The organism is Serratia sp. M24T3 (assembly GCF_000257645.1).
Lineage (GTDB): Bacteria > Pseudomonadota > Gammaproteobacteria > Enterobacterales > Enterobacteriaceae > Rouxiella.
The window spans coordinates 1-13,641 of record NZ_AJHJ01000057.1 but is presented as its reverse complement, the minus strand read 5'-3'; the positions used below and the strand labels follow the sequence as shown (position 1 = coordinate 13,641).

Annotated in this window: 13 protein-coding genes; 6 read left to right on the top strand and 7 right to left on the bottom strand. The window is 40.1% G+C overall.

Going from position 1 to position 13,641, the window contains the following annotated elements; translation table 11 throughout:
* Nucleotides 1–194 precede the first annotated feature (194 nt).
* Together SPM24T3_RS23420 and SPM24T3_RS23415 are read right to left on the bottom strand one after the other, a co-directional pair.
* Nucleotides 195–515 carry a cupin domain-containing protein gene (locus SPM24T3_RS23420; RefSeq protein WP_009639325.1) on the bottom strand — a complete coding sequence of 107 codons (321 nt, stop codon included), beginning with the start codon at nt 513–515 and terminating at the stop codon, nt 195–197.
* Between the two features lie 3 nt (nt 516–518).
* Entirely contained in the window at nt 519–1,700 is a 1,182-nt protein-coding gene (locus SPM24T3_RS23415) for an oligogalacturonate lyase family protein (RefSeq protein ID WP_009639324.1), read from the bottom strand.
* 517 nt (nt 1,701–2,217) lie between these two features.
* On the opposite strand from SPM24T3_RS23415, the gene SPM24T3_RS23410 reads away from it, so the two are divergent.
* Entirely contained in the window at nt 2,218–3,783 is a 1,566-nt protein-coding gene (locus SPM24T3_RS23410) for an MFS transporter (protein ID WP_009639323.1), read from the top strand.
* Between the two features lie 7 nt (nt 3,784–3,790).
* Here the strand turns inward: SPM24T3_RS23410 and SPM24T3_RS23405 are convergent, their stop codons facing one another.
* Nucleotides 3,791–4,531: an SDR family oxidoreductase gene (locus SPM24T3_RS23405; protein ID WP_009639322.1), complete on the bottom strand. Its 741-nt coding sequence runs from the start codon at nt 4,529–4,531 to the stop codon at nt 3,791–3,793.
* Nucleotides 4,532–4,730: 199 nt separating this feature from the next.
* Between SPM24T3_RS23405 and SPM24T3_RS23400 the strand changes: the two genes are divergently transcribed.
* Nucleotides 4,731–5,369: a LysE family translocator gene (locus tag SPM24T3_RS23400; RefSeq protein WP_009639321.1), complete on the top strand. Its 639-nt coding sequence runs from the start codon at nt 4,731–4,733 to the stop codon at nt 5,367–5,369.
* Nucleotides 5,370–5,923: 554 nt separating this feature from the next.
* Nucleotides 5,924–6,157: a YgdI/YgdR family lipoprotein gene (locus SPM24T3_RS23395; protein WP_009639320.1), complete on the top strand. Its 234-nt coding sequence runs from the start codon at nt 5,924–5,926 to the stop codon at nt 6,155–6,157.
* A gap of 468 nt (nt 6,158–6,625) precedes the next feature.
* On the opposite strand, the gene SPM24T3_RS23390 is transcribed toward SPM24T3_RS23395, so the two are convergent.
* The 3 genes from SPM24T3_RS23390 to SPM24T3_RS23380 all read right to left on the bottom strand — a co-directional run bounded on the left by SPM24T3_RS23390 (nt 6,626) and on the right by SPM24T3_RS23380 (nt 9,490).
* Complete coding sequence (locus tag SPM24T3_RS23390; protein WP_037379703.1) at nt 6,626–7,018, bottom strand: helix-turn-helix domain-containing protein; 393 nt, start codon at nt 7,016–7,018, stop codon at nt 6,626–6,628.
* 695 nt (nt 7,019–7,713) lie between these two features.
* A complete protein-coding gene (locus SPM24T3_RS23385; RefSeq protein ID WP_009639318.1) occupies nt 7,714–8,622 on the bottom strand; it encodes an SDR family oxidoreductase in 909 nt (302 codons plus the stop codon).
* 133 nt (nt 8,623–8,755) lie between these two features.
* Nucleotides 8,756–9,490 (bottom strand): pirin family protein, encoded by a 735-nt coding sequence (locus SPM24T3_RS23380; protein ID WP_009639317.1) that lies wholly within the window; start codon nt 9,488–9,490, stop codon nt 8,756–8,758.
* A gap of 249 nt (nt 9,491–9,739) precedes the next feature.
* Between SPM24T3_RS23380 and cho the strand changes: the two genes are divergently transcribed.
* On the top strand, nt 9,740–10,579 hold the full coding sequence (cho, locus tag SPM24T3_RS23375) for an excinuclease Cho (protein WP_009639316.1): 840 nt from the start codon (nt 9,740–9,742) through the stop codon (nt 10,577–10,579).
* 155 nt (nt 10,580–10,734) lie between these two features.
* Here the strand turns inward: cho and SPM24T3_RS26195 are convergent, their stop codons facing one another.
* A complete protein-coding gene (locus SPM24T3_RS26195) occupies nt 10,735–10,989 on the bottom strand; it encodes an NUDIX hydrolase (RefSeq protein ID WP_009639315.1) in 255 nt (84 codons plus the stop codon).
* A gap of 589 nt (nt 10,990–11,578) precedes the next feature.
* On the opposite strand from SPM24T3_RS26195, the gene SPM24T3_RS23365 reads away from it, so the two are divergent.
* Nucleotides 11,579–11,983 carry a winged helix-turn-helix domain-containing protein gene (locus SPM24T3_RS23365; protein ID WP_009639314.1) on the top strand — a complete coding sequence of 135 codons (405 nt, stop codon included), beginning with the start codon at nt 11,579–11,581 and terminating at the stop codon, nt 11,981–11,983.
* A 406-nt stretch (nt 11,984–12,389) separates the two neighbouring features.
* A complete protein-coding gene (locus SPM24T3_RS23360; RefSeq protein ID WP_009639313.1) occupies nt 12,390–13,238 on the top strand; it encodes a fumarylacetoacetate hydrolase family protein in 849 nt (282 codons plus the stop codon).
* The last annotated feature ends 403 nt before the right edge of the window (nt 13,239–13,641 follow it).

The window sequence follows — 13,641 nt, the reverse complement described above, 5'->3', positions numbered from 1 at the left end:
CCGCCTTTGGCGGGTTTTTTGCTTTCAGAGATCCGGACTCTCCATCGAACTGCGTTCGATTATTCGTCTCATCCATGAGACTCACCCTAACGGGCCAGCGCAAGCGCTGTTAAAAAACGTTCCCGACGTTTTGTCCGAGTCCGGGCACCCTATTTAGAAGAACCCGCCAATGGCGGGTTTTTTGCTTTCTGCTCCTACAAAAAATCCTCTCTCTGTGGCGTAAAGGTATCTAACAAAACGCCTTTCTCAAGGCATATGCAACCGTGCATGATAAAAGGCTTTTTATATAGCGTATCACCCGCTTTCACTTCATGGGTCTCATCACCGATCGTAAATTTAAAGCGCCCGGAAAGTACGTAGGTCAGCTGTTCATGAACGTGATTATGCATCGGGCCAACTGCGCCTTGCTCAAAAGAGACCTCAACCGCCATCATTGATCCACTGTGGGCCAGCACTCGACGGCCTACACCATTGCCTAAATCTTGCTGAAGAATATCTTGTTTAAAAATGAACACGGATTAGTCCTTAAGTAACGTGCTGAATAAAGCATCTGGAATTTCTGCCAGATACAGCGCCGGAAGCCCTTCGTAATCACTGGTAAATAAAACCTGGCGGTCGTCGGGTGAGAATGATGGATGTGGATGCGTTACCTGACGATCTCCATTAAGAACTCGCCATGAACTTTTATGAGCCGCAAGAGGGGCATAGCTGCGGGATTTCGTATCGAAAATGTATAACCAAGGATCGTTTTCGATTGTATGGCTGGCAGTATCTTTTACATCGACTGGCGTCCCTGAACCATCGCCGACCAGCAGTGTGCCTTTTGCATTACTCATCAAATGTGAGCATGCAGGCATAGCCATTAGGCTAATGTCTTGACCTGTTTGAGGATCAAAGCGGCGAATGTAACGATCGTGTTGGCCTTTAAGATATGAAACATAGATCAACGCAGAACCATCGGGTACCCAAAATTCGTGAGTACAACTTTCACCTTCAGCATGTTCCTTAACCTTTCGAACGTTGCTACCATTTTCATTCACAAGCCACATGCGTGCATCGACAAGATCGTGTGGACCCTCGTGGCAGAAGGCGACCGTGGTGTCATCAAAAGGTCGATAAAGGGGATGTCCAAGCCATTCATTTTCTTCATGAATGACATAAGATTTACCATTCATCAAATCTACACGCACCAGTCGGCAGTGCGGATTGCTATGGTAAAACTCCTGGAATATTTTCCAGTCAGAGAGCGGTTTCCAATCTTCGCGACGGATCTCGATTCCCACCAGGCTGGTACATTCGCTATTTGCAACCCATGTACCATAACCGACCCAATCTTCCGGTACCTGATAAACAGTTTCCTCACTGAAATCTAATAATGATACACGGCGCAATTCGCGTTCATTTTTGACGTAAAAAAGATAGCGATCGTCGGGGGAAAGGAAGCCGCCAAAGGTGTTATCCCCCGATCCTGCAGTAAGTTGCACTGCTTTTTGTATCTCTAGATCAAGAAGATAATAGTTACGATTGCCATCGAACTCACCCGCAAAAATTAATTTTTCGCCGTTACGGGTAAAGCATTTTTGGTAAAAATAATTGCGATGGCACAACACATCCGGTGGTGTTAAACGCCTGATGCGCGCGCCGATGTCAGCATCCTGAACAGTGCAGAATTTGAATTGTATCTGAGAACCTTTCGCCATCACTCACCTCATGGGCTGCTAAGCTTGAGCCGATAAAATTAAAATGAAACAATGTTTCATAAAAAATTAACTTATCATTTGTGATATCGGGGATGTGTTAAGTTCTATTGAAAATGCAAAGCTGATCACAAAAAACATCCTAACTTTAATCAGACGAGAGGTTAAATAGTTAAGCATAAACGCACGTATTTAAATAATTATCGAAAAGGTATCTCAAAAAGACTCTTGTTAACGGCATAAGCTTTGGTGACTTATTTAAATGTAATTTATTGATATATAATTATTTATTATGAATTTGTGGCGTTTGCAGGCTAAAAGTCGATAGGAGGTTTTCTGATAATTGCATTTTTAATAGTTAAGAATGATACATGTATCTCAAAACTCTGCGACAAATGATCCCCCTCTGCCTTAAGTTTGAACTCACTCACGTTTTTTGCCACGGCATGTATATATAAACCTTAAATCAAACAAAAATGAAACGACGGTTCATTTTTATAAACTTTGCGGTAGGCATATAATGAACGCTGAAAAAAATGTTTTATTGAGGCACAAACTGGCTTACGGCGGTGGAAATCTGCTAGGAAGCGGGGCGCTGGCAATTGCAGGTATTTGGCTGTTGTACTTCTATACTACTTTCTGCGGCCTTTCGTTACTGCAGGCTTCAGCTATTTTTTCAATTGCCAGTATTATCGATGCGATAAGCAATCCAATAATGGGGTATCTATCTGATAATTTTGGTAAAACCCGTCTCGGAAAACGATTTGGTCGCCGTCGATTCTTTATTTTACTTGGCATTCCATTAATGATGTTTTATCCCTTGTTGTGGATAAACGGTTTTGGATTCTGGTATTACCTTTCCACCTATGTGATTTTTGAGCTTATTTACACCTCGGTGATGGTTCCATATGAAACTCTTGCCACTGAAATGACCTCAGATTTTTCGGCTCGCTCTAAATTAACGGGTTATAAAGCTATTTTTGGGAAAGTGGCAAACTTTCTCGCAGCATTAATTCCAGGCCAGTATATTTTGATTTATGGAAAAAACTCGGCAGAACCATTCTTTTTAACTGCCCTAACCTATGGAGTAATTCTGTGTATTGCAATCAGTATGCTGTACTTTTTTTCTTGGGAGCGACCTCAGGTTGAAACTGCTGCGAAAGATGAAACGAAGTTGACGTTGGTGAAAAATATGACCACCTTGATGAGGGATATGAAATCAATCTTCCATTTGCGAGTTTTCCGCAAACATTTGGGAATGTACCTGTGTGGTTTCGGTGCCGAATGGTTATTTGCTTCACTCTTTACCTACTTCATCATTTTTGTATTGCAATACGATCCTGCAATGGTGGCTGGCTTAAACAGTTTAAATTCAATCTTGCAGCTGTTCTCAACAGCAATTTTTATTAGTATTTGTGTGAAAAAGGGTTTTAGCAGGCCATATATTATGGCGCTTGGAATTGTAATATTTTCAGTAACTTGCTATAGCTTGCTGCATTTTTTACACCTATCACAGCAATACGTAACAGCAGCTATGTTAGCTATTACCGTAATATTCGGCATTGGCACTGGCGGTGTTTATTACATTCCCTGGACGGTTTATACCTTTCTTGCAGACATTGATGAAGCCTTTACTGGCAGGCGTCGAGAGGGGATCTATGCCGGGGCAATGACCTTTTCTGGTAAATTAATGCGCTCGGTAATTGTTTTCTCTATGGGGTTAATTTTAAGTCTCTATGGTTTCCAATCTAAATCATCCAGCCAGCCAGAAAGCGCTGTCACTGCTATTGCCATTCTTTTTTCTGTGGGGGTAATTGCTTTAGCTTTGGTAGGGATGATCTTTAGTTATCAGATGAAATTGAATCGAAAATCACATTTAGTGGTGCTTGCGGAAGTGGCAAGAATAAAAGCGGGCGGAATGATTAATCACATTCGCCCGGATGTTCGTGCAGTAATGGAGGAGTTGATTGGCTATCCATACGAGGAATGCTGGGGAAATAGTAAAGTATGCCTCGGAATTTATGATGCGCCGATTGTTAGCATTATGGAACCTGATACGATTCGCAAAACGCCACAGCATCCTTAACCGTAATTCAGTAACGTACGAGCCCGCCATCGACAGCATACTGGCTACCGGTAACGTATGAAGAGTCGTCGGAAAGTAAGAAAAGGGCCACAGCGGCAGCTTCTTCTGGCGTACCGGCTCTCTTTAAAGGTATCTGGCTAACCACAAAATCTTCAAACTGTTGACGAGATTCTTCTGGCATAAAGTGGCGAAAATTGGTTTCGATTGGGCCTGGTATCAGCACGTTGACTCTAATATTTCTTTCGGCCAGGGCTGAAGCCCAACTTCGAGCCATGGCGACGAGTGCACCTTTGGTTGCTGCATAAAGGCTGGTCATTGCTGCACCTTCATAAGTAGATGATGATGAAGTCACAACAATCGACGCTCCGTTATTAAGCTGTTGAGAGAGACGAGCCAACTGCAGCATCGGGCCTCGCACATTGGCGTTCATTATTTTATCAAAAGCCTCTGCGGTCACTGATTCTGGAGAGCCGACTTCAGCATATCCTGCATTTAACCAGAGGCCGTCAATTTTCCCAAAAGGCTCTAATGCCACAGCCAGATTTTCTATATCTGCTTCCAAAGCTGCATCATTCTTCAATACTAGTGATTGCTCTGAAAGATCTTCAGATGCAGCAAGCAGTCTGTTTAAATTAAGTCCGGTAACGGCAACTCGACCGCCTTCCGAAATAATTCGTTTTGCCCCAGCCAAGCCGATGCCACTTGTTCCACCTGTAATGACTATATTTTTGCCGCTAAATCTTGTCATAAAGTTTCCCTTTACCCTGTAAATCAAGTTAATCACTGATAGAAATTATTTAGGAAATCTATTACACCTTAGCGAGAGATGAGTGCATTTTTGCGTCCAAAATGTTTTAAAATTTGATTTTAGAATGCTAGATTAAAAGTAAGTTGAAAAATTATTTGAGAAAACTACTTTAATTCTAGAGCACTTATTAAGGACTGCGATGCTGGATATCACTCATTTTGGGCTATTTTTAATTTCTATTTTCTTTTTATGTATTACTCCTGGCCCAGATCTGGCCTATGTTGTAGGACAAAGTGTAGCCAATGGAAAGCGTTCAGGCATTATTTCTGCCATTGGTGTTGCACTAGGTAGTTGCACCCATGCTGTTGCCAGCGCGGTTGGTTTAACCGCACTGATTATGGCATCACCAATAATGTTTCAAGTAATCAAATACCTTGGTGCGGCTTACTTGATTTATCTGGGAAGCAAAATGCTGCTGGGAACTTTTTTAGGTAAAAAGTCATCAGGAGTAGAAATGATCGAGACAAAAATCAGTACTTCTGGTTTACTCTCACGTGGCTTCATCACGACGTTAACTAATCCTAAAGTACTGTTATTTTTCATTTCTTTTTTTCCACAATTCGTCTCGGCAGACGGTTATAATCATGCCTTGTCTTTCTTGATGCTAGGCTTGATTTATGCATTGATAGCCTTTATTACCGATGTGACTTTTGCCATTTTAGCTGGGGGAGCAGCTGGGGCTGTATCAAAAAGCATCAGGCTTCAGAAAATATTAGACAGGGTTGTCGGCACTACTTTTATAGGATTAGGTATAAGGTTAGCTTTGATTCGCCGTTAACTTTCAAAGAGCCAAATTATTTGGCTCTCTAATACCATGCCTGAATAAAAGACTATATGAGGGTGCTAATGCAAGTCCCGTGGGTGTTTAGTTATATTAATAGCCTCTGCCAAGATAACTCGTCTCAAGAAAGATAATTTTTTAGCCGATATTAGAAAATAAAGAATACAGAGTGGCTGAATTTCAATAATCACAGTTTGCTTAGTTACATGAGTGATTAGCCATGTGAAGATGAATTTTTCACAACACTATCCTGAACATAGGTAAGCATCCTTCCAATCTTGGCTTCTTTCTGTAAAATTCACATAATTAGTCAGCTAAGATGGTTGAACTTACACAATTCTATCGATTTTTTAGATAGGCAATGTGCTGAATGCCATTAAATTACAACTGTGTTTTCTGAAAATTTAGCCAGTTGCTAAAACCTTTGCCCTGAAAGCGGTGGGAGCTCAGGTAACAAGTACTGATATAACAACTTGAACCAAGAAATTTGTCAAAATTGTCCTATACTGTTTACTTAACAAAAATTGGGCTTACAAAATAGGATGATTAGTATGACTAAAAAATGGCTACCCGCTGTGGCTTTAACAGCCTTATCTGTTCTGTTTGTTGCTGGTTGTTCTTCCAACCAGGCCATCAAAACTACCGATGGTAGAACCATAGTAACTAAAGGCAAACCTCAGATTGATTCTGATACTGGCTTAGTTTCTTATCAGGATGCCGAGACAGGTAAAACTCAGCAGATTAACCGAGATCAAATCACTAATATGAGTGAGTTGAACAACTAATCTTTGGCTTCGTCTTAGAACAGTGTTAAGAAAAACTATAAAACCTTTTAGTTAACGGTTTTATAGTTTTTTTGTTTAAATTACGTGGGTAAGTTAATAAATGAAATTGAAATATTTAGGGTTTTCATCTTATATAACACTATAAATATTTGTCACTTATTAAAGAAATGAATTTTTTTTGAGTTTTTAAAATGATATTCTCATGATGTCGTATTGGTGATTTCTAGAAACCCAGTGTTATATTTTTATTAAAATTAAATATGACAATCCGCTATTAGCAATGATTTATAAACTGAAAGAGGATGACTTGCAGCCTTTAAGGTCAATGCACTTAACGGATATAAGGGCTAAGATTATCTTTAGCTGTTTTTAAATCGGGATAAATGTAGCAAATACTTGCGGGGGAATTTTATTAGTTTTTTTTAAATTTATTGAAGTCATTATTTAAGTTTTTTTTGCGATTGCGCTTTAAATTTTAATGTCAGTCCTGGCCTGAAGCAGCTCAGCAAAAAGTTTATTGAATTCTTCGACTTTGTGTTTGAGATTTTCCATATGCCGCTCTTTTTCTGACTCAGGCAGAAAAGCAAAAAGTTGCAGCAACTCAAGTTCGCGTTCTGACAAAGTGGTGGCGAGGTCTTCTACTGGAACGGGTGAATTATCTGTATCACCATATAAAATCCATGTAGGAGAGCATTTGAGCGCTTTAGCGAGAGAGAAGAGGTTTTTTCCGCCTGGGGTAGTATCACAACTCTCCCATTGTGAAATTGTGACGTGGGAAACCTTCACAGCGGAAGCAAGGTTGCGCTGGGTTTGTTTCATTTCTTTACGCCGCAATTTAATGCGCTCACCGGGAGTCATCATGATGCGTTAATTTTAGATTTTCTTGACTTAAATGTCTCAAACATATGGATTTTAGGATATCTTAACAACTGGGTTGTCTAATTGTCTTAAAATGAACCATGCAATATTTTATAGGACCCAATATGGACCTATTCATTCTATAAGTACGATATATCGTTCAAAGAGGCCATTTAAGATTGAATGGCGTTATATATACAAATGAAAGTGGTAAGGGATTTAAAGAATTTCGAGGGGGATTTAATAGAGCTTATGTTGGTAAAATCTTTCGATGATAGGCTAAATAATGAGTTTGAAGAGTGCTTGCAAATATGATGATATAAATGTGTCAGTAGCTGTTGATGATTCTGAAAAAAACAATGATAATGCGTTGCCATTGAACAATGGCATGAGATCAAGGCTGGTTTATTTTACCTAACGCAATTATTTTGTTAATAACTAACAGTTAGTGATAGTGGTAACTCCAAATTAAAATCCGCTAATGTGAATTGGCTATGTCATTATCTTTAAATTCTACAGCTTGAATTCTAACGTTATAAAATAATAATCCTCGGCCACTGCATGCATATGCGCATTATGGAGGCCGAGGATTATTTATGCTGCATATCTGAAATACTACTGCTGCTCAAATAAATCAAAGCTAAATAGAAATAAAGGCTGCAAGCTATTCAGGTAATTTCCAGTCAAATAAGAGTACTTTACACAGTACCGGTGCCACCGTCAGAACACCACACCTGCCCTGAAGAGTAGCTGTTGTTCGTTTCAGCAAAGGTTACATACAGCGGCGCAATTTCAGCGGGCTGGCCCGGACGGCCAAGTGGTGCTTCTTCACCAAACACCTCCACTTTTTCCTGAGGTTGACCCCCGCATACTTGTAGAGGAGTCCAGTATGGGCCAGGCGCAACCGCATTAACTCGAATACCATCCGGACCAAGCTGTTTTGCCAGCGCTTTGGTAAAAGCAGCTATTGAAGCTTTAGTCGATGCATAATCGAGCAGGATATTACTAGGCTTATAAGCCTGTACTGACGTGGTGTTAATAATCGATGAACCACGCGGCAGATATTCTACGGCAGCCTTGGTAATCCAGAACATTGCGTAAACATTAGTCTTAAATGTTGCATCGAATGATTCAGTCGTCAGATCTTTAATTGATTCACTGAATTGCTGACGCCCTGCATTATTAACCAGAATGTCCAGACCGCCTAATTCTTCAGCCGCCTGTTTAACTAATTTTTTACAAAATGCTTCTTCAGTAATATCACCAGGGATTGCTACTGCTTTACAGCCAGCTTCTTTTATCAATGCAATGACTTGTCTTGCATCGGACTCTTCCTCTGGAAGATAGTTAATGGCGACGTCGGCCCCTTCACGAGCATAGGCGATAGCCACTGCACGACCGATACCGGAATCACCGCCCGTTATCAGTGCTTTACGGCCTACAAGCTTGCCGCTGCCTTTATAGGTTTTTTCTCCATGATCTGGCACAGGTGACATCTCACTGACTAAACCGGGGAAGGGTTGTTTTTGCTGTTTAAATGGTGGAACAGGATAGGAATCAACGTGGTCCTGAATTAATGTCTTGTGGGGACTTTGCTTATTGGTCATAAGGTGCTCCTTCCATTTTGAGTTAAACATGAATAAAGCTTAGAACAAAAATTCCGTCCTTGAAATTTTTAGGACTGTTCTTCAAAAATTGCCTTTATCATTAAATGAAAGTGTTCGTCCCTGATGAAGTTTTTTATTGTCCACTAATAGATCCTTCCATGATTGCTTTCGCATCTATATCGACCAAAAAACAAAGCAAAGTAGTATTTCCAGTTGACTCAATTTCAGGCAGTGCGACATCACTGCTGCTAATGGCATCTCCTTTATAAAGTACAGTTTTATCGAAACTTATTTCACCATCCATAACATATAAATATTGCACATATCCTTGATGCTGCGGCATTTCTATTTTGTCATTATGTTCGAGGCGAGTGTCATAAATATAAACTGACTGACGGATTTGAAGCGGGGTATTTTCACCTTCGGGCGCGGCTAAAAGGGTCCATACACCGGTTTCAATACCATTGGGCCGTTCCATAAACTGCACTCTTCCTGGCAGGTTGGCTTCGCGTGGCCGAATAAAAATTTGTAGCATCTCTACGGGAACGAGGGGTGTAGTTTCTTCATGCCAGAAACTGTTGCCTGCGTTCATCATCATCAGCTTTTTTGGCGAAAGCGGGGTACGGTTTCCTGATGAGTCTTCATGGACCATTGAGCCCTGCCATATATAGCTGAGAATCTCGTCATTGACGTGTTCATGCATGCTAACCAATGTGCCAATATTCAGGTTAGCGTGATCGATTACACTAAGTGGACCCAGTGCATTATCCGTGTTGCCAGGGAAAATCCTGCCGGGTCTCATGCGGCGAATTTTAAAAGGCCCATACTCGAAAGATGATTTTGGTTCAGCGCGTAAAACGTTAAACATAGTTTTTCCCCTCGAAAGTTGCTCGAATTGCCTTAACAAAATGGATTAGTTGCCGATTAGCATGGCAGTTTTATAGAACTTTGCCTTTCCCCAGCTGAAAATTTATCACAGCAGTTGTGTTTCTAGATTGGTGATAATCAAACTGCAATAGATGTGAACATCGTGGATCTTGAATACTGTATGAGTATTCAGTATTATCATGTTTGTCTAATTTTCACTCGGTAATCGCCTCGTTATTTGAATGACCTTATGCCAAACGAAAACACCTCTCTGCTGTATCAATATCCTGAACATTTACGCTATACGCTCGATACACTGCCCACAAGCTGTGGGGTCTATGTTTTTTATGGTCAGGATAATACCTTTCCGCTATATATCGGTAAGAGTGTAAACATTCGCAGCCGTGTGCAATCGCATTTTAGAACGGCTGGCGAGGCCAAATTACTACGCATGACCAGCAGTATTGCTTTCTTCGAAACTGTCGGCGAGATTGGGGCCTTACTTCTTGAGTCTAAAATGATAAAAGATCAGCGACCTTTATTTAACAAGAGGTTGCGTATAACTCGAAAGCTATGTTCTCTAAGAGTAACTGCAGGGGAAACCCATATTATTTTCAGTAATGAAACAGATTTCTCCATCGCCGAAAATTTGTATGGCTTATTCAAAACCAAATTTGCTGCAATTGAAAAACTGAGAGAAATTGCCGACGAAAAGTGCTTGTGCTATGGCGCATTGGGACTCGAAAAACTCTCAGCCAATAGAGCCTGTTTTCGATTTTCTCTGGGACGTTGTGCAGGGGTTTGCTGTGGAAAGGAGAGCCTTGATGTTCATCAATTACGTCTAAAAGAAGCTCTGGAGGCGATAAAAATCCGCAACTGGCCTTATCCTGGGCGAATTGCGATTGAAGAAAAAAATGGTAGTCAAAGTGATTTTCACGTGTTGAATAACTGGTTTTATTTAGGAACGGTCAAAACGTTGGCAGCAGTAAAAGATCTACAAATCTCGCCCCCACATTTTGACCGCGACAGCTATAAAATACTCTGCCAGTACGTTTTCAAGAATAAGTTACCCATCGTATTGATTGATTAAACAATTTTTATGAGTTTACAACTCCGTTGTATCCGTGAATGCCGTATTGATCAATCAGGGTTCTTAAGGGAGCAAATAATGGTTCGGGCAGGGAATCGATAGAAAACCATTGCCAACCTTCGCATTTCTCTGGTTCCCGTAAAACAGGCTCGCCTTCAGAGCAAAGACTCAGCATAAACAGTGTGACGTAATGCTTGTCGATTTCTGGAAATACATTGCTGACGTAGGGTCCTGCTAATACCGGTTTCTTCCCAGGCTTCCCTTATCCCACAGATTTCTGGCGTTTCTCCAAACTCAAGATGGCCTCCCGGCGCAGACCAATCCCCCGCGCCATGGCTACCTTTACGTCGGCCTAGTAAAATTTTCCCCTCGCGAAAGATAAGAACCCCTATACCTATTTGTGGTGACATAAGAAACTCCTTTCTCAGATTAAGTGCTGTCCGCCATTGAGGCTAAAAGTATGCTTTAAGCATTACATCAGGTAAACATTATATTGACTCTAAAAGTTTAAAAATAATATTGGCTATTTTAATTATCTGGCTGTAGATCAAAAAATAACTATTCTATTGTTTATTGCCAACTGAATAACCTGAGGCTATAGAGAATAGGGCAGCTTGATAAAGGGGCATAAAGGTTATCTGAAAGGAATTGTTTCAGGTATTTTTTCAAAAATGTTCTTTAGATTGTCTTGGTTATTCTTATTTACTCCTTTTTTTTCTTATTTTTAATTAAAACGACTCCAGAAGCGCTGGTAAGAATTATCTTATTTTATATTAAGGGGTTCAAGCTGTATGCGACTAGCATGATGGTAAACGAAGCTAATCATACCTCAAAATCACTCACTAACATCATCGATTATAACCTATTGATTTAAGTCACGTTAATTAACTTTTTTTATAGTTAACGTTAATCAGGCTAAAAATCATCGGAAGCTGATGGTTAACTTTTTTTTTGAGATGAATTCCAAGTTTAGGAATATTTATTAGAAGAGGGTGGGGTATGAAAAGAATAAACATTACGAATAATATTTATTACAGTCAGGAAAAACATGCTTTTTGTGACAAGACTGGTTCTATTTTACGTTTAACTTATTCTCAGGGGAAATTATTCGAACTCATTGTCATGCATGGGCAGCAGCAACCCGTTAACAAAGAGTTATTGATTCAAACAATTTGGGGTAAGGCAGCACTCTTCGATTTTTCACCCGCAATTAATCAGAAAATTTATACGTTAAGGAAGGAGCTTAGAAGCCTTAATCTTGAAGACCTCATTATAACTATTCCTCGTCTAGGATATAAAGTTAACTCTGATTTTACTATAACAGAAACTAATAGCCCTGATTCTGAGGTTGGGTTTTGGCGCTCTATGTTAAGATTTTTTTTTGCTGGCTCAATTAAACATTAAAGCAGTGGCTCAGTTTTTATTATGCTTTTTTGTTCTTAAGGTAAATAGTATCTTTTACTCAATGCAGGGAGGTGAAATTTGAGGATGTCTTATAGATGAGAATTAATGCCTGATAATCACGGCATGGAATTAATCAATTGCATGCCTGTATTAACCTTTTTGAAATTTATTTTCTACAAAAAATAGTTTAGACCATTAATTTCACTAATAATAAATCAATAATCTTAAGTTTGACTGTGCATTATGGGTAAGTCTATGCGAAAATTACGCACACTTGATGTGCTGAAGCAATTTGCTCGGTCGCCATCTCGTGGTTTTTTACACCAGGTGGTCATTTTAGCTGAATAAAGAGATCTGATAAGCAACTGAAATTAAGGTTGTTTGTGCTGTAGATCTAAGGAATTTTATGAAATTAGCAAGTTTTTATCGCCCACAGTCAAATGAAAAGTCATACGGAATTGTTACTGAACATGGCATTATTGATGCCGGAAAACGATTTGGCGACAAGTATTCAACCCTTCAATCTCTGTTGAATGATAATGCGTTGAGCATCTTGCAAGAACTGGTTAGTTCTCCCGTTGATTATCCAACCGAAGATATTGTATTTTTACCGGTTATTGAATCACCAGGAAAAATCTTTTGTGTTGGAATGAATTATTCCGATAAAAGAAAAGAGTTCGAAGAAAATAACAATGCACCCACTCTATTCATACGTTTTCCAGATACTTTTAGCGCACACAAAGACAATCTTATCAAACCTGCAAGTAGCGATGAGTTTGATTATGAAGGTGAATTAGCCGTTATCATTGGTCGTTATGCCAGCGAAGTTAAAAAAGAAAACGCACTTGATTATATTGCGGGCTATAGCTGCTTTATGGATGCTACTGTTCGAGATATGCAACATACCTGGTTTACGGCGGGTAAAAACTGGCGTCAAACCGGTGGCTTCGGCCCATGGTTAGTGACCAGCGACGAGATCACCGATCCTCAAGCGTTGCCCATCGAGACTTTCCTGAATGGAATGCGTGTGCAGAACGACACTACTGGAAACATGATCCACTCAGTATCGGACATTATCGAGTATATTTCTCGCTTTAGCCCACTATCTCCTGGCGATGTTATCATCACAGGTTCACCGGGCGGTGTTGGCAAGAAAAGAACTCCACCTTTGTTTATGAAAAGCGGCGATGTCATAGAGGTTAAAATCGGCGGTATCGGCACCTTGACTAACCAGATCGTTGCTCAGACAGTCTAGCGTACCTAAATATTGAGAAAGCCCTCAGGCTAATGTCTGATTAAATAGTCTAATACTTAAGATTATTATTATAAATAAAGGCTTAATGAGATTTCCTTCAGTTATTCGGGGAGGAGGTTTCATTGTCTTTAGTAGCAAATCCCATCAATCTTCTATTATTTATTGGCTCGCTTAGTCAGTAAACATCTGCCAAAAAAGTTACAGCGTGCCTGCTACTCATTCTGAGTTCTCCTACTATAACAAACCTAAAACGGCCACCGCGCTGACACCTAATTTCTCAAAGACATACCCTAACAGTGCTTAAGTTACCGATGTGCGTAATGCCTTCTGCCATACCAATAATAGTACCAAGCCAAAAAGTATAAATATTAGCCTAAATTCCGGTGAAACATTAGGCTCGGGC